General features: G+C 35.1%; 7 protein-coding genes. 6 read left to right on the top strand and 1 reads right to left on the bottom strand.

Annotated elements, in window-relative coordinates:
- The first annotated feature begins 19 nt into the window (after positions 1-19).
- The gene (locus P178_RS0119685) at positions 20-334 is read left to right on the top strand and encodes a DUF3467 domain-containing protein (protein WP_027067848.1); all 315 of its coding nucleotides are present in this window, start codon (positions 20-22) and stop codon (positions 332-334) included.
- A 30-nt stretch (positions 335-364) separates the two neighbouring features.
- On the opposite strand, the gene P178_RS0119680 is transcribed toward P178_RS0119685, so the two are convergent.
- Positions 365-1,954, bottom strand: coding sequence for a peptide chain release factor 3 (locus P178_RS0119680; protein ID WP_027067847.1), 1,590 nt, complete (start codon positions 1,952-1,954; stop codon positions 365-367).
- A gap of 511 nt (positions 1,955-2,465) precedes the next feature.
- Between P178_RS0119680 and P178_RS22805 the strand changes: the two genes are divergently transcribed.
- The 5 genes from P178_RS22805 to P178_RS0119655 all read left to right on the top strand — a co-directional run bounded on the left by P178_RS22805 (position 2,466) and on the right by P178_RS0119655 (position 18,779).
- Positions 2,466-5,795: an Ig-like domain-containing protein gene (locus P178_RS22805; protein ID WP_155941674.1), complete on the top strand. Its 3,330-nt coding sequence runs from the start codon at positions 2,466-2,468 to the stop codon at positions 5,793-5,795.
- A 13-nt stretch (positions 5,796-5,808) separates the two neighbouring features.
- Positions 5,809-6,762 (top strand): type IX secretion system membrane protein PorP/SprF, encoded by a 954-nt coding sequence (locus tag P178_RS0119670; RefSeq protein WP_036147216.1) that lies wholly within the window; start codon positions 5,809-5,811, stop codon positions 6,760-6,762.
- A gap of 15 nt (positions 6,763-6,777) precedes the next feature.
- Positions 6,778-8,718 carry an OmpA family protein gene (locus P178_RS0119665; protein WP_027067844.1) on the top strand — a complete coding sequence of 647 codons (1,941 nt, stop codon included), beginning with the start codon at positions 6,778-6,780 and terminating at the stop codon, positions 8,716-8,718.
- 327 nt (positions 8,719-9,045) lie between these two features.
- A complete protein-coding gene (locus P178_RS0119660; RefSeq protein ID WP_027067843.1) occupies positions 9,046-13,503 on the top strand; it encodes a Calx-beta domain-containing protein in 4,458 nt (1,485 codons plus the stop codon).
- A gap of 239 nt (positions 13,504-13,742) precedes the next feature.
- Positions 13,743-18,779, top strand: coding sequence for an FG-GAP-like repeat-containing protein (locus P178_RS0119655; protein WP_197026824.1), 5,037 nt, complete (start codon positions 13,743-13,745; stop codon positions 18,777-18,779).
- Positions 18,780-18,802: the final 23 nt, after the last annotated feature.

Genomic DNA, 18,802 nt, shown 5'->3' with positions numbered 1-18,802 from the left:
TTTTTATAAAATTTTAAATATGAGTGACAGCAAAAATCCTAATCAAAAACAGATTAATATTGAGTTAGATGAAAAAATGGCAGAGGGTATATATTCTAACCTTGCAATTATAAATCATTCAGTATCTGAATTTGTAGTTGATTTTATAAGTATGATGCCAGGTGCACCAAAAGCAAAAGTGAAGAGTAGAATAATTTTAACTCCTCAACATGCTAAGAAATTTTTAAAAGCGCTAAACGATAACGTTCAGCGTTTTGAAAAAGCAAATGGTACTATAAAGGATTATGAACAACCATCCATACCAATTAATTTTGGTCCAACTGGAGAAGCATAAAAAAAGCCCAACTTTTAAGTTGGGCTTTTTTTATTCAAATTCAGAAGTGAAATGTAGTTTTACTGATGGATATTTTTGCTGTGTCATTTGAAGTGAGAATGAAGAATCTGCTAAAAATACCAATTGTCCCTTTTTATCCTTTGCTAAGAATTTTTGCTTTACACGTTCAAATTCTTTGAATTCATCCGTTTTTCTATTTTCGGTACCTACCCAACAAGCTTTGTATACATTAAAATTTTCATAGCTACATTTAGCTCCATATTCATGTTCAAGCCTATATTGTATAACTTCAAACTGGAGTGCTCCAACAGTTCCGATTACTTTACGTCCATTAAGTTCTAAAGTAAATAGCTGGGCAACACCTTCATCCATAAGTTGATCAATACCCTTGTTAAGTTGCTTAGACTTCATTGGGTCAGCATTGTTTATATATCTAAAATGCTCAGGGGAAAAGCTAGGTATACCTTTGTAATGTAAGCTTTCTCCTTGTGTAAGCGTGTCTCCAATTTTGAAATTACCTGTATCATGTAAACCAACAATGTCTCCGGGATATGAAATATCTACAATTTCTTTTTTCTCCGCAAAGAAGGCGTTCGGACTAGAAAATTTTAGATTCTTTCCTTGTCTAACATGTAAATAAGGTTTGTTTCTTTCAAAGGTACCGGATACAATTTTTATAAAAGCAAGTCGATCTCTGTGCTTAGGATCCATGTTGGCATGAATTTTAAAGACGAATCCTGTCATTTCTTTTTCATTTGCTTCAACTAATCGCTCTTCAGCTTTTTTAGAACGTGGAGTAGGGGCGATTTGAATAAAGCAATCAAGTAATTCTCTTACTCCGAAATTATTTAATGCGGAACCAAAGAAGACAGGTTGCTGATCTCCTTTTAAATATAATTCTTTGTTGAATGGAGGGTAAACGCCCCAAACTAATTCTAGATTATCTCTTAATTCGGAAGCAGCTTTGTTACCAATGATTTTATCTAATTCAGGATTGGTTACATCGTCAAAGGCAATCGTTTCTTCTATATTCTTTTTACTATCACCGCTAAATAGGTTGATGTTTTTTTCATAGATATTGTAAATTCCTTTAAAGTCGTATCCCATTCCAATAGGGAAACTTAGTGGAGTTACAGAAAGACCTAATTTTTGTTCTAATTCATCTAGTAGATCAAAAGCATCTTGACCTTCTCTATCTAGTTTATTAATGAATACCAGCATTGGTATTTTACGCATGCGGCAAACTTCAACTAGTTTTACGGTTTGTTCCTCCACACCTTTTGCAACATCTATAACGACTATTACGCTATCTACAGCTGTTAAAGTTCTAAAAGTATCTTCAGCGAAGTCCTTATGACCAGGAGTATCTAATATATTTATTTTTTTATCTTTATAAATAAATGCAAGAACTGAGGTCGCAACAGAAATACCTCTTTGTCTTTCAATCTCCATAAAATCACTTGTAGCTGTTTTTTTTATTTTATTATTCTTAACAGCTCCAGCTTCTTGTATGGCACCACCAAAAAGTAATAATTTTTCAGTTAATGTAGTTTTACCTGCATCTGGGTGAGAAATTATTCCAAAGGTTCTTCTGCGTTCTATTTCTTGCTTAAAGGTCATATACAAAATTTGTGCAAAAGTAAGATAATTTCAATTCTTAACATTTAAGATTACTAAATGATAGTTTTAGGTTTTCAATAGTTTTGAATGTTTCACATCAATTGAATGAATATTATTTTGAAATTAATAAGATATTTTTCAAGTAGAATGGTCTTTAAGTTCATAATTATCGTAGATAGTTCAAATGTTAAATATTATAAAGTAATTGACCTAATTTTTTAACCGATTGTCTTTTGAATTTGATGGTTAATCGAAAAAGAATTTGAGTTGATTCATTTATAATATATCTTAGCATCGTTTTAATAAGACTGCCCCACTTTCTTATATATTACAATAAAAACTCTACCCTTGTGCCATGGTGATTAGTAAAACACTAACACTTATGGGTAAAATTACTTTTATAAAAATTAACAGATTAATTTTAAATAGTTCTAACTATTTATTTTTTTGTTTCCTTGTATTTTTCTGTGGCCTAAATTTATTTGGTAGTCAAAACAAAGCGCTTAATGTATTGTCTGTCAAATCAATAGATGCTGAAGTTGATTGTACGGTTTATGATTCCAAAGAGATTCGTTCAGAAGATTTAGGTGTTCAGAATGGTGTTGATAATGGAACCCTAATTGTCAGCAATATAGATGTTAGTTATAAATGGGGATTGCCAGAAGGCAGTATTCTTGTTAGTATGACCGGTGGTAGTACGTTTAATTCTGGATTGTTCATGGTTCAGAATGATAAGAGAATAAATTTTTCTATAACAGGGTCGGTACCTGTTATAATCACGGCAAAACACTCTGAGTTGGTCGGTGGTAATAGTTCAGATGGTATAACTGCTTTAGATGGTGTTGTTTATAATTTTACGAATACCATACTTGCAGATGGCTTAACTTCAGGAACAAATGGTAATAATTATTTTGTACAGAATAGTAGCAATAGTTTAGTTGATGAACATGAAAGATTTACATGGGAATCTACAGAAGTAGCTAATCAAATTGAATTCTATACAACTTCGCATTTTAAAAGTGCTGTAATTTTATTTTTGAAGCCGATTGTTTGTCAAAATGAAATTGATACAGATGGTGACGGAGTTCCTGACAGTGCCGATCTAGATGATGATAATGATGGTATATTGGATACGGTTGAAGACCCGAACCTGGATGGTGACAACGACCCGTTGACCGATCCGTTGGATAGTGATAATGACGGTAAGCCAAACCATTTGGATATTGATTCGGATAACGATGGTATACCTGATAATGTAGAGGCACAGACCACATCGGGCTATATAGCTCCAAATGATGACGATGCCGCAACATATGCTTCCAACGATGGCGTTAACAGTGCATATCCTTCCGGACTTACACCTGTGAATACTGACGGTACGGATAATGTGGATTATTTGGACAATGACAGTGATAATGACTCCGTACCTGATAACAACGAGGGCAACGATTTCAATTTTGATGGTATTGCCGACCAGACCTATACAGGGATAGATACGGACGGAGATGGTCTTGACGATGGTTACGAAGGTTCGGATGTAAATGACGGATTCGACGTTAACGACGAGATCGACGACCCGGCGAACGATCTACCTGATACGGATGGCACCGAGGATGTGAACTATAGGGACCTGGACGATGACGGTGATGGAATAGAAACACCAGACGAGGATGCGAACAATGATGGCGATCCAACCAATGACGATAGTGATAACGATGGTACTCCGGATTATTTAGATCCTGATAGTGCTATTGAATTAGATGTACTTGATGATTTTGTATCCACTCCGGTTGATACACCTATAGATATCGATATATTAGAAAATGACCTTGGAGTTCCAAGTGATGGAACATTGACCGTAACGGACCCATCAAATGGAACGGTTGAAATCAATGATGGAGGTACACCTGACGATATTTCTGATGATACCATTATTTATACACCAAACGATGATTTTGAAGGAACTGAAGTAATAGAATATACGGTATGTGATGCAGAAGGTAACTGTGATACAGCGACTGTTACCATTACTGTAGGTGACCCAATAGCTTTAGATGTAGTTGATGATTTTGTCTCCACACCTATAGATACACCAATCAACATCGATATATTGGAAAATGACTTTGGAGTACCAAATGATGGGATATTGATCGTAACGGACTCATCAAATGGAACGGTTGAAATCAATGATGGCGGCACTCCTGAGGATATTTCTGATGATACTATTATTTACACTCCGAACGATAGTTTTGAAGGAATAGATATTATTGAGTATACTGTATGTGATGCAGAAGGTAACTGTGATACTGCGACTGTTACCATTACTGTAGGTGAACCAGTAGCTTTAGATGTTGTTGATGATTTTGTCTCTACACCAATTGATACACCAATCGATATCGATATTTTAGAAAATGATCTTGGAGTTCCAAATGATGGGACATTGACCGTAACTGACCCATCAAATGGAACAGTTGAAATCAATGATGGCGGCACACCCGACGATATTTCTGATGATACTATTATTTATACTCCGAACGATGGTTTTGAAGGAATAGATATTATTGATTATACTGTATGTGATGCAGAAGGTAACTGTGATACTGCGACTGTTACCATTACTGTAGGTGAACCAGTAGCTTTAGATGTTGTTGATGATTTTGTCTCTACACCAATTGATACACCAATCGATATCGATATTTTAGAAAATGATCTTGGAGTTCCAAATGATGGGACATTGACCGTAACTGACCCATCAAATGGAACAGTTGAAATCAATGATGGCGGCACACCTGACGATATTTCTGATGATACCATTATTTATACACCAAACGATGATTTTGAAGGAACTGAAGTAATAGAATATACGATATGTGATGCAGAAGGAAACTGTGATACTGCGACTGTTACCATTACTGTAGGTGACCCAGTAGCTTTAGATGTTGTTGATGATTTTGTGTCTACACCTATTGATACACCAATCGACATCGATATATTGGAAAATGACCTTGGAGTTACAAGTGATGGAATATTGACCGTAACGGACCCATCAAATGGTACAGTTGAAATCAATGATGGCGGTACACCTGACGATATTTCTGATGATACTATTATTTACACTCCGAACGATGGTTTTGAAGGAATAGATATTATTGAGTATACTGTATGTGATGCAGATGGTAATTGTGATACTGCGACCGTTACCATTACTGTAGGTGATCCAATAGCTTTAGATGTAGTTGATGATTTTGTGTCTACACCTATTGATACACCAATCGACATCGATATATTGGAAAATGACCTTGGAGTTCCAAATGAAGGGACATTAACTGTAACTGACCCATCAAATGGAACAGTTGAAATCAATGATGGCGGCACACCCGACGATATTTCTGATGATACTATTATTTATACTCCATACGATGGTTTTGAAGGAATAGATATTATTGAGTATACTGTATGTGATGCGTTTGATAATTGTGATTCTGCAACAGTTGAAATAACAGTTGTTGATAATGATTCTACAGATATTGACGACAATCCCATAGAGGTAAATCAAATGGTTACGCCGAACGGGGATGGTAGAAATGAATTCTTGTTTATAAGAGGAGTTGATAAAATTCGTAGCAGTACATTGAAAATTTTTAATAGATGGGGTGTAGCTGTATATGAAGGCGAGAATTATAATAATCAAAATAATGTATTTGATGGTCGATCAAGAGGTAGGTCTACATTAGGGGTAGATGAATATCTTCCTGCAGGAATATATTTCTATATTTTTGATTATACTACCTTTGAAGGAGAAAGCAAAGTTGATAGTGAATATCTTTATATTAGTAGATAATAGTTGATAAAATATGAATATTAAAAATAAGTTTTTAATCCTGTTTGGAGGTTTGTTGCTCGTTTGTAGTAGTGCCGTTGCCCAACAAGATGCTCAGTATACCCAATATATGTTTAACACAATGAGTGTAAACCCTGCTTACGCAGGATCAAGGGGGCAATTAAGTATCACCGGATTATATAGATCTCAATGGGTTGGCCTTGAAGGAGCTCCTAAAACCCAAACATTAAACATTCAATCCCCAATTAGAAATAGTAAGCTTGGGTATGGAGTTTCAATTGTAAATGATGAGATAGGTAACGGTGTTGTACAGGAAACATATTTCGATGCTGTTTTATCTTATACTATAGACGTTTCGGCAGAAGGTAAATTATCATTTGGATTAAAAGCAGGCGGGAATTTACTAAACCTTGATTTTAACCAACTACGTAATTTTGATTCGGAACCTGTAGATTCAGATAATATTGAAAATAAGTTTTCACCGAATGTAGGTGTTGGTCTGTATTATCATTCAAATGAATTTTACGCTGGTCTATCAGCTCCAAATTTATTTCAAACAGAGCATTTTGATAATTCTCAACAAAGTGCAAACAGTGTTAAGTTTTTATCTAAAGAAAGAATCAACTTTTATTTAATTACGGGATATGTTTTTGATTTAAACGGAAACTTGAAATTTAAACCCGCATTGCTAACGAAAGTTGTAGGAGGTGCTCCTTTACAGGTTGATGTATCTGCCAATTTTATGTTTAATGACAAATTTACTTTTGGAGCAGCGTACAGGTGGGATGCTGCTGTAAGTGCTATGGCCGGATTTCAAATCTCAGATCAATTCATGATAGGCTTAGCATATGATAGGGAAACAACAGATTTGGGAGGAACTCAGTTTAATGATGGGTCATTTGAAGTACTTTTAAGATATGAATTGGTAAAATCATTTCAAAGACTGGTTTCACCACGTTTTTTCTAAATGGCAAACTTATATATGAAACATAAAGTAAAGTTTATTTTAGTGATGTTATTGTTTGTTCATGGGTTGACAAAAGCCCAAGAACGCCTAATTCAAAAAGGGAATGAAAAGTTTGAATCATATTCTTTTAGTCCGGCAATCGATATTTATAAAAAGGTATTGGATAAGGGGTATGTATCAGCAGATTTGCTAAGAAAATTAGGTAATTCTTACTATTATAATGCTGATTACAAAGAAGCTGCTGAAACTTACAAACAACTCGTTACAGATTATTCGGAAGAAGTTACTGCCGAGGACTACTTTAAGTATGCTCAATCTCTTAAAACCTTGGGAGATTATGATGCTTCTAGTGGTGTAATGAACAAATTTATCGAGATAACTAAGAGTGATGGTCGTGCTACTGCATTTAATGATGATCGTAATTTTATGTCGGAAATTGAAGAAAATTCAGGAAGGTATAACTTAGGTTCTTTTGAATATAATTCGCCTTATTCCGATTTTGCACCTTCATTTTATAAAGAAGGATTAATATTTTCATCTGATAGAGATACTGGTAATTTCGCAAGATATCGTCATACCTGGAACGCAAAAGATTTTTTAGACCTGTATGAAGTTAACGCAGATAGTTCTTCTATAAATCATGTCAAAAAACTTGGAGAAAATGTAAATACTCGCTTTCATGAATCTACTTCAGTTATCACTAAGGATGGTCAGACCATGTATTTTACACGAAACAATTCTGAAAAAAGAAAAACAGTAAAAGATGATAAAGGTATTGTAAGACTAAAGATTTTAAGAGCTGTACTAACGGATAAAGGTATTTGGGGGGAAGTTGAAGAATTACCTTTTAATAATAATTCTTATTCTGTAGCTAACCCTGCTTTAAGTCCTGATGAGAAAACCTTATACTTTGTTTCAGATATGCCAGGTACATTTGGTGAATCAGATTTATTTAAAGTGTCTATCAATGAAGATCGTTCATTTGGAACTCCCGAAAATTTAGGTTCAAATATTAATACAGAAGCAAGAGAAACCTTTCCTTATATTACTAGTGAAGAGATATTGTATTTTTCTTCTGATGGTCATCCAGGGCTTGGTGGTTTGGATGTGTTTGCTACTAAAATTAAGAGGCAAGATTTTACTGGAAAAGTTTTAAATGTTGGTAAGCCAGTAAATAGTAACAGTGATGATTTTACTTTTATTTTTAATGAAGAGCTAAGAACTGGATATGTAGCATCAAATCGTGAAGAAGGTTTAGGCTTCGATGATATTTACAGCTTTACAGAAACGAAACCTTTGGTTTTTGACTGTCTTCAGAAAATAACTGGTACCGTAAGAGATAAAATTACTAATGAATTATTAGTTGGGGCTACTATTAAAGTCATTGATGAAAAGAATGAAGAATTATTATCTACAATAACTGACTCTGATGGTACGTATAGTTTGGAATTAGATTGTACTAAAGGTAATTTTGTCAGAGCTTTAATGGAAGGTTATGTTCCATTTGAAGAGTATATCGGAGTGTCTGATGGGAAGCCAAAGATTATTGATTTTTATTTGGAAAGGGATAATATAACTGCCGGTTTTGGTGATGATTTAGCAAAATTACTCCAATTGAGTACTATCTATTTTAATTTTGATAAATATGATATCCGAAAGGATTCTGAAGTAGAAATTGAAAAGGTTATTGCCGCTATGGAAAAATATCCAAGTTTAAAATTAAAAGTAAATTCTCATACAGATAGTAGAGGTCCAGCTGCTTATAATTTATGGCTATCACAAAAGAGAGCCGAATCTACTGTTAATTACATGATAAAAAAAGGAATATCTAAAGACAGACTGGTTAGTGAAGGTTTCGGTGAAACTAAATTGCTCAATGAGTGTTCTGATGGAGTTAAATGTTCAGCTGCTAAGCATGATATTAACAGGAGATCAGAGTTTATTATCCTAGAGTAATTTTAAAATAAATTTGTAATAAAAAAGCGACCAATTATATTGGTCGCTTTTTTTATTATGATAACGCAATGTATAAAAATTTATGATGTAATATATTTTAAAACTCTGATAGTGTCCTATTTTTAGGTGTACAATAGATGAAATGCAAGAAAAAAAAGCAATTTAAACAGTAATTTTAAAAGGCTAAACAGCAGTATTTTAAGCGTTCACTTGCTAATAGCCTTACTTCACAACAAATTTTAGGGATGACCTGAACTCCTAGCTATTTTTACAGATGATATGTAATGCAGAATTTTTTCTGTAAAGTTATATCACTTACATATATTTATGAGTTTAAAGCATTTCTGTTATTTATTAGTTCTAATGTGTGCCACAAGTTTCTATGCCCAAGAAACTTATTTGGATACGTTTACCAGTACTTTTTACGGTAGTAATGAAGGTACTCAAAATTTTAGTTCTGACTGGTTCGAAAGTGGTGACGACGGTAATGCTTGGGGAGGGAGAATACAAATCACTGGAGGTAGGTTGCGTTTCAGAAATCTTGATAACAGATATATTTATCGATTTGTTCCTTTAGCGGGAGCTTCATCCGCAACTTTGACATTGGATTACGATGCAAATTCTGCAGGGGGTGAGGCAATAGATGTGTACATATATAATGCAGATAATAACCAGTGGAATTTTGTAGAGAGAATAGATGGTGGAACTGGAACATTGACATATAATTTGACTAATGCACAAATAGATTCAAATCCTGCAGTTATTTTTTATCGAGGTGATACCAATTGGGGAAATAATGATACCATTTATATTGATAATGTACAATTCTCGGCAACATTTGGATCTGAAGTATTGGTAGATGATGTTACTGTAAACGAAAATGCTGGTACTGCAACCTTTACAGTAAGGCACAGTGGTAGTGCTGCGAGCGGACCTTATAGTGTTAATTATACAACTTCGAATATATCTGCGATTGCGGGCCAAGATTATACAGCATCAAGTGGAACTTTAAATTTTGACGGTACCATTTGGGATACCGAAACTATAACCGTTTTTATTACAGATGATACTATATTTGAAGGTGACGAAACCTTTAGTTTTTCCTTTGTTTCAACTACTGACCCTAATATAGATATTACAGATACAGCTACAGGTACCATCTTGGCAAATGACGCTTTGATTATAACTGATGGAGGCTCTGCAACTACCTGTGATGATATATTTTTAGATTCTGGAGGAATTAGTAATTATTCTGATAACGAAGACCTGGTTTATACTATTTGTCCAGATACAGCAAATAATTATACACAGGTAAATTTTGATCAGTTTGATGTAATTCCCGGTGATATATTATACGTATATGATGGTAACAGTACTGGTGCTACATTAATTGGGCAATATGATAATGATAATATACCTACCCAAATTTTTGCCACTAATACCAACGGTTGCTTAACTTTTAGGTTTACATCAAATAACAATACAACGGGTAACGGTTGGCAGGCTAGTGTTAGTTGTTCACCACCTGGACCTAAAATTGTTGTAAATGATGTGTACGTAGATGAAGATTCTGGTAGTGCAATTTTTACAGTAACACACGTACGTGATCGTCATGGATATAGCTGGTTATTTGGTTTTATTGAAACACCGTTTACCGTAGAGTATATGGTTAGCGATGGTACGGCTAATAATGGTAGTGATTATATATCAGTAAATGGTACACTTACTTTTACAGGTGAGGTGGGCAATGTTCAAACTTTTTCGGTACCTATTGTAGATGATGGAGTGCCTGAATTAGTGGAGTATTTTACAGTAGGGTTTTCAGATGCCACTGCTCAATATGCTTCGGTAGATTATAGTGATACGGCTAACGGTTACATAAATTCTCAAATTTTGGCAAATGACCCATTAACGCTTTTTCAAGAATTTGATGGGTATTACGATTATTCAACCACAGGAGGTTCTTTAAGAACAAATGATAATAATACCGATGCTTGTTCTATCACTACATCATCTTCAAATACGTTGATTGCACCAATACCAAATACAGGTACTATTAAAAAAGCATATTTATACTGGGCACATTCAAGTACAGTAGTTGATGGTACGGTCACTTTTGAAGGTCAGACTGTTAATGCAAACTATCAATATCAAACAACATTGACCAATAGGAATTTTTATGGTTATGTAAGTGATGTTACAGATATAGTGGCGGGTGTAGCAAATCCATCCACCAATGTTTTTGATTTTTCTGGATTGTCTATAGATAACTCAAATACGTATTGTTCATCGGCAACTGTATTAGGAGGTTGGACGCTTTTTGTCTTTTATGAAGATCCTAATCTTCCTGCAGTAAATATTAATTTATATCAAGGTTTTGATGGTTTAAGTAATGATGGAAATTCATTTACTTTAGATAGTTTTTATGCAATTGCAGGTGCAGGTGCAAAAGCATCATTTTTATCATGGGAAGGAGATTCCACCTTAGATGGTAATAGCTCTGGTACAACTAACCCTAACGGTGAACGACTCTCGATTACGAATCAGGCAAATCAAGATTTTACATTATCTGGAGATGGTGGTCAAACAGGAAATAATGCCTATAATTCAACTATGTATGATAATACCACAACACCAGATTATAATGTAAATACAACATATGGTGTAGATTTAGATACTTATGATATTTCTACTTATATCTCTCCTGGAGATTCTCAGGTAACGGCAAATGTAGATGTGGGTCAAGATTTCTTGATATCTGCAGCAGTGGTATTAAAGGTTCCTTCTAATCTAATTGCGGGTACCGTTTTTGAAGATGTTAATTATGGTGGTGGTCAAGGTAGAAATATGACCGATGCCAATGGTGTAGGTATATCTAGCGCTATTGTAGAATTATACGAAAGCGATGGCACCTTTGTAAGAAGAACGACTTCAAAAGTAAGTGGCGATTATAGTTTTGGTGGTATGGCAGATGGTGATTACTATGTTAAATTGGTGAATTCTACGGTTAGGTCTAATAGAGATAATGGTATTAACTGTACGACTTGTGTACCGATACAAACATTTAGAAGTTATGGTGATGTTACCAATACAATTGAAGTGTTGACCGAAATTGGGGGAACAGATCCAACAGCCTTTAGCGATTCGGCTTTAGGTGTTTTTGACGATTCACAAAGTTTATCATTGGTAAGTATAGCTAGTAGTGGTGTTGCTAATATAGATTTCGGATTCAATTTCAATACTATTGTAAATACAAATGAATTTGGTCAAGGTTCTCTCGAACAATTTATTTTGAACAGTAATACGCTAGGTGAAACTGGTCTTGATATTGAGGCTAATTCAATTTTTGACCCAGCAGTGGAAGAAGATGTATCTATTTTCATGATACCACCAACTGGTGATAGTTTTGGTAGAACGGCAGATGTAAATTATAATGCTGCAGGCTATTTTAATATTTTAATTGATGATTCAAATGAATTATCAACAATTACAGGTACAAATACAATAATAGATGGTAGAACCCAAGCAGCTTATTCTGGTGATGTTAATTCGGGTACAGTTGGTGCTGGTGGTACATCTGTTGGGGTTTCTAATATAGCATTGCCAAATTATGAGAGACCTGAAATACAGGTGCATAGAGACAAAGGTGATGTATTTATCTCAGAAGGGAATAATGTTACCATTAGAAATTTAAGTGTATTTGCAGATAAGAATTCAGCGATAGTAGCGGAACAAGGCTCTTTAAATGTTGTTCAAAACATAATAGGTGTTGATGCTACAGCTAACAATTCGGGCGATTTAAAAGTAGGAGTAGAAAATAAAGGAGCGGATATTAATGTAGATGGAAATTATCTTTCGACCATAACAGAGTCAGCTATTTTAATAGATGGTGGTAATTCAAGTATCATCCAGAATAATCATTTTATAAATAATGGTAGTACAGCTTGTGATGATTCTATTTTGCTTGCAGATGGTTCTGGTGTAATTATTAGGCAGAACTATATTGAAGCATCGGCATCCACTGCTATTGATGGTGAAGATAAAGTAGATAGCATTATTATTACTGAAAATTCTTTAACAACATCAGGGCAAGATGGTGGTAATTGTCAAGGAAATCCACAGCAAATGGCTGTGAAATTGGCTGGTAATGGTTCTTCGGTAACAAATAATAAAATATATCAAAATGGTGGGGCCGGTATTGCTATTGTTGACGGTTCATCAAACTTAATTAGTCAAAATTCTATTTATGCTAATGGAACGGTAATTCCAAGTTTAGGTATAGATTTGGATATGGATGGTGTAACTCTAAATGATACAGCAGATTCGGATTCAGGACCTAATAATTTAGAAAACTTCCCTGTTATTAATTCTGCATTTATTTCTGGAACCAATCTAGTAGTAACCGGGTGGACTTCACCAGGGTCAACCGTTGAGGTATTTTTTACTGATATAAATGAAGGCACAGCTACATTAGGTGATAATCAATTGGGGCTGACCCAAGATTATGGTGAAGGTCAAATTTATATAGGTACAGCGGTAGAAGGTAGTTCAGATGATCAAGATGCAACATCATCATCATTATATCTTGATAATGACGGAAATACTGATAATACAAATAAATATAAGTTCGTATTCCCTTTACCATCAGGTACGGCTGTAGGAGATCTAATAACCACCACAGGAACAAGGTCAAACTCAACGTCTGAATTCTCACCAGAAGTTGTAATTAAGACTTACACGGTAATTACTAATAGAAATATTACGTATCGTATAAAAAGTAATTAAAATTATTACAGATGATTCTTACAAAAAAAAAGCTTGTTAGCTCTGTGTTTTACTGGTGTTTAATGTTTAAACCACATTTTTTGATTAGTTAACCTTACCCTTGTCATTATTGGCAACATTAATTTCTTAGCCTTCTAAAATCAGCGGATTTTTATAATAAGAAATCATGCTAAATAATTCCCCCTTATTGGCATTATAAAAATTTTTCCATGGGGGTTTCTCTTATAAAGAGGATAAACTTGAGTTATATAGGCTTTATTGGTATAGCCTTATTATCAAGTTCAAAAATAATTTCACAAACAACTTTTACTGAAAGTGCAGCTTCGTTTGGTTTAAATTTAGGCCAACCAAAAGATGGTGGTCATGCTTGGTCAGATTTTGACAATGATGGAGACCTAGATGTTCTTGTTCTAGAGAATAACAATAGCCAAAACATAAAAAGTTTTTTAATGCGTAACAATGGTAACAACACGTTTACCAATGTACAACCAACCTTGGTACCTGGTATGCCAGGAGACTGGGCAGAAAGACAAGCCGTTTGGGGAGACATAAATAACGACGGCAAACCAGATTTTATGATTAACTCTTCTGGTAATACTAATTCTAGACATGCAATTCAAATTTTTATTCAGAACGCTAATGGTACCTTTGGTAATGGTATAGGTGGTACAGCTCCTATAACTATTGGTAGAACAGGTGCTACTATTAATGTGCCAAATGTAAATTCTGAAGGAACCGGGTTTTTCGATTTTGAAGGAGATGGTGATTTAGATATTTTCTTTGATAATCATGATATGGGTATAGAATTATTACGAAATAATTTTATTGATCATACAACCCATACAATAGCCAATCCAGCCCCTAATGTTTTATTTACTCATATTACAACAGGTAATGGAAGTGGGGTCACTGAGTTTGGGTTAAATCAATTTGCTACAGATGGTGATTATGGTACTGCGGCAGATGTTAACGATGACGGTTGGGTAGATATTTTTATGCGTAAGCGAGATGAGAACGATTTTTTCTTAAACCAAGGAGGGAATTTTTCTAATGGTGCAGATTTAGGGCAGGCAGCAAATAACAACAAAGGAGGTAATGGACTTTGGGATTTGGATAATGATGGAGATTTAGATGCGGTCTGGACAGAAAACGGTCAAACACAAATACACAGAAATGATGGAGGAGGGGTATTTACAGCCTTAGGTGCTTCATCTTTTCCAGGATTGCCGCAACCTGGTAATGTAAATAATGGTAGTTCTGGTGCTCGCATAGATGCTTTGGCTGGTGGAGATATAGATAATGATGGTGATATAGATATTATTCTTGTAGGTAACAGTAGAAGTTATTTATACATAAATCAATTGAACAGTCCCACACCGGCACCAGGTGTAATTGGCAGTGGATTAGCAATGAATTTCTCTTTAGATTCTCAACAGTTTAATACAGGTAGAGATGGTGAAGGTACTACCATGGTTGATATTGATGATGATGGGGATCTTGATATTTACATCAGTATTAATAATAATAGCAATCAACTTTACATAAATAATTTACCGGCAGCCAACCGAAATAATCACTTGTTAATAGATGTTACAGAAGATAGAGGTGCAGATGGTTCCACAGGCGGCTTTTTAGGGAGGGTCGCTATTGGTACTAACGTGTTAATTAGAGATTGTTCCGGTAATATAATTAGTGGACTAAGGCAGGTAAATGGAGTGTACGGGCATGGTACACAACAATCGGAAGAAGTGCATTTTGGTTTGCCCTTAGGAGAAAATGAAACCTATATTATAGAAGTTCATTATCCTAATTTCTATGATGCTTCTGAGCCAAGTGGTTATTCAAGGTTAATAGCAACGGCAATAGCGCAACCAAGTACAATTGCGGGTACAAATCACTATACTTTAACAACAACAGATGCAGAGTTAATCGAAAATCCTAATGCTCCAATTGCAGAGGATGATGAGGTGCGAGTGGCTTATGGAAATTCGGTTTCTGTTCAAATCCATTTATTTACTAACGATTCTGAACCAGATGGAGAAAATTTTTCAATAGAAAATGTTACTCAACCAGCTATTGGTACTGTTGTTATAGATGATGCTGAAAACGGAATTGTATCCTATACATATAGTGGCGCAACACCTTTTCCTGGTACAACATCTTTTGATTATACTATTACAGATTCTACAGATTCTCTTTGTCCCTCCTTGGGTAAAAGTGATACTGCTACTGTGCGTATTATTGAACGTTGTACAGATCCTTCTGGAATAAATACCGATGGTGATGGAATAAATGACGTTTGTGATGTTGATAATGACAACGATGGTATTCTTGATTACGATGAAGGTTGTGGTAATCTAATAATCAACCCTTCTTTTGAGATGCAAGATTTTACGGATCCGGCAACTTTTCCCGACGGATTTACAGATGGATCGGGAACGTTTATAGGAGCAACTTATAATTCAAATCAATTAACAGGTTGGAACTATACTACGAATTTAGATGGTTGGGTAGGTTTAGGAAGTCCATCTTGGACAACAGATATCTATGCGCCAGCATATCATGGAAATCAATATGTAGATATTACAGGAAATAATAACGTTACTGGAGGAGTGAACAATACGCTTTCTCAAGAAGTTAATACTGTAATAGGTGTTACCTATATGGTATCTTTTTATTGGGGAGAAGATATTGGTCATGAAGTTGGAGCACCGGTAATATTAGATATCGATATTATAGATGCAAGTAATAACCATCTTATTGATGAAACGCTAAACTTTACGGCAGAGGGGTTGGTAAGTGGTATAAGAGGACCTAAGCAGTGGTTTTATTACGAACGTAATTTTGTAGCAACCACTACCACCTCAACAATACAATTTTATGCCACTCCAGATGGCACGTCAAATGGTGCAGCTGTAGATTTGGTAAGTATAGCGGCCACTACACAATGCTTAGATACTGATGGTGACGGTACTCCAGATGCTTTAGATTTAGATAGCGATAATGATGGTTGTTTTGATGCTTTGGAAGGAGCAAGTAATTTAGGTTTTCCAGATCTAAATAGCGATGGTAGTATAGCAGGTGCTGTAGATGAAAATGGTGTGCCCATAGCAGTAAGTGGTGGACAAGGTAAAGGCAGTAGTGTAGATGATTCTGTTACTTCGGGTCTTTGTGATGATGACAATGATGGAGTAAATAATGCAAATGACAAATGTGAAGGATTTGATGATGCAATCGATAATGATAATGATGGAGTTCCTGATGGTTGCGATTTAGATAATGACAACGATGGTATTTTAGATACCATAGAATGCTCTAAATCTTCCGGTACGGTAAATAACTACGATTTTGGGTATTGGATATTTAACTCCCCCGGTTGGACAGGTTCTGGACAACAATGGAATAGAAATGCCAATAGAGCTTGGTTTCCAGAATGGAACGGAACTGGTACCGCAAGTTTTTATCAAACTATAAATGTAACATCAGGTGCGGTCAATACAATTACTTTTGATCTAGGAGCAGATAATAACTATGGTAAAGAAGTTACCCTAAATGTATTAATTGAAGGTGTTCAGCAATTTACGGAAACTTCAAATCAGATAGTAACAAATAACGGTGGTCGTTCTCAGAATGATAATGAAACATTGAACATGACTACACGGTCATTTTCATTTGTTCCAACTAGTAATACGGTAGAGCTTCGTTTTAACGGTGTTGCCATACAGACAAATCACGACAGAATGTACATTGATAATGTTACATTGAATACTGGTTGCGGCGATTTGGATGGTGATGGAACTTCAGATATTTATGATCTGGATAGTGATGGCGATGGTTGTTTTGATGCTCTGGAAGGAGCTGATAATTTAGATTTTTCAAATTTAAATGGTAATGGTAGTATTTCAGGCAGTGTTGATGTAAATGGAGTGCCCGTAATAGTAAACGGTGGTCAAGGAAAAGGAAGTAGTGCAGATTATACAGTTACTTCAGAGTTGTGTGATGATGATGGAGATGGTGTTAATAATGCAAATGACAAGTGTCCTTATTTTGATGATGCTATAGATAGTGATAATGACGGTGTACCAGATGGGTGTGATGTTGATGATGACAATGATGGGGTGTCAGATTGTGATGAATCTATAGATAGTGTAACCAATGAATTTGCATGGACGTTGAATACACCTGCAGGAAATTTAGAAATGGATACCGAATATGATTCAAAAATTGAAGATTGGGTATTAAGTGATACGGAGACTATGATAACGAATGGTTCTCAATTTTCGGTATCCGGTAGTAATATGAGAATAGAATCTTTTTCTTCTGAAACTAAAGAAGAGGCAGTTCAGAATGGAGATTATATTGAGATATCTTTTACAACCAGTTCAGTGGTTTCTTCTTTGGCTTTAAATGAAATACGTTCTGGTTGGTATAGACCAGACCTAGGTGATTCTTATTACTCTGCTACAGCTTTTACAAGAGCTGGTACTACTGTTTGGACCACGTTGTCAACAGATGTTTTTCATACCGATAATGGCGGTGTATATGCTACTTTTCAGCATTTAGCTAATGGTCCGGTTTATTTGGATGGGAATACGGAATATACATTTCGTTTTTATGTATACGGTCAAGTAAATGATTCATCTCAAGACTACTCAATAATTGATGATATTGCATTTGGTATTACTGCTTGTAGAACAGATGATTTAGATGGAAATGGAAACCCTAATCATTTAGATTATGATAGTGATGGCGATGGTTGTAATGATGCCGATGAAGCATATGCAGATAGAAATACAGACTTGGACAATAATGGAATGTATGGCTCAGGAGTACCAACGGTAAATACAGATGGGTCCGTGGTAGCAGCTTCTTACGCTGCACCGGCAGATGGTGATAGTAATGGCGATTATGATTTTTTACAAGTTACGGCCGCTCTAGTTATTACAGATCAGCCACAAGATCAAATGGTATTAACAGGTGATGATGCTACTTTTACAACGTCAGTTACAAATGCAGACACCTATCAATGGCAAGTGAGTGTAGATGGTGTAAGTTTTACTAATGTAGTTAACGATAGTGATCATACTGGAGCTCAAACAGCATCTTTGACAGTGTTGAATTCCCCAAAACAAAAAGAAGGATATTCGTATAGAGTATTGGTTTCAAATAGTAGTAACACGTGTACTGTGATAACTTCAAATGCAGCGTTACTCTCTATAAAAGTTAGAACTGTTATTACAAATAAACGAATTACATATCGTATAAAACCCAATTAATTATAGTTCGCTATTTTGAGTAA

The organism is Maribacter sp. Hel_I_7 (assembly GCF_000688315.1).
GTDB lineage: Bacteria > Bacteroidota > Bacteroidia > Flavobacteriales > Flavobacteriaceae > Maribacter > Maribacter stanieri.
This window is presented reverse-complemented; position numbering and strand designations above follow the sequence as displayed.

Coding starts and splice junctions, on each gene's coding strand:
- P178_RS0119680 (WP_027067847.1), bottom strand. CDS start 1,954: ATGACCTTTAAGCAAGAAATAGAACGCAGAAGAACCTTTGGAATAATT.
- P178_RS0119685 (WP_027067848.1), top strand. CDS start 20: ATGAGTGACAGCAAAAATCCTAATCAAAAACAGATTAATATTGAGTTA.
- P178_RS0119665 (WP_027067844.1), top strand. CDS start 6,778: ATGAAACATAAAGTAAAGTTTATTTTAGTGATGTTATTGTTTGTTCAT.
- P178_RS0119660 (WP_027067843.1), top strand. CDS start 9,046: ATGAGTTTAAAGCATTTCTGTTATTTATTAGTTCTAATGTGTGCCACA.
- P178_RS0119670 (WP_036147216.1), top strand. CDS start 5,809: ATGAATATTAAAAATAAGTTTTTAATCCTGTTTGGAGGTTTGTTGCTC.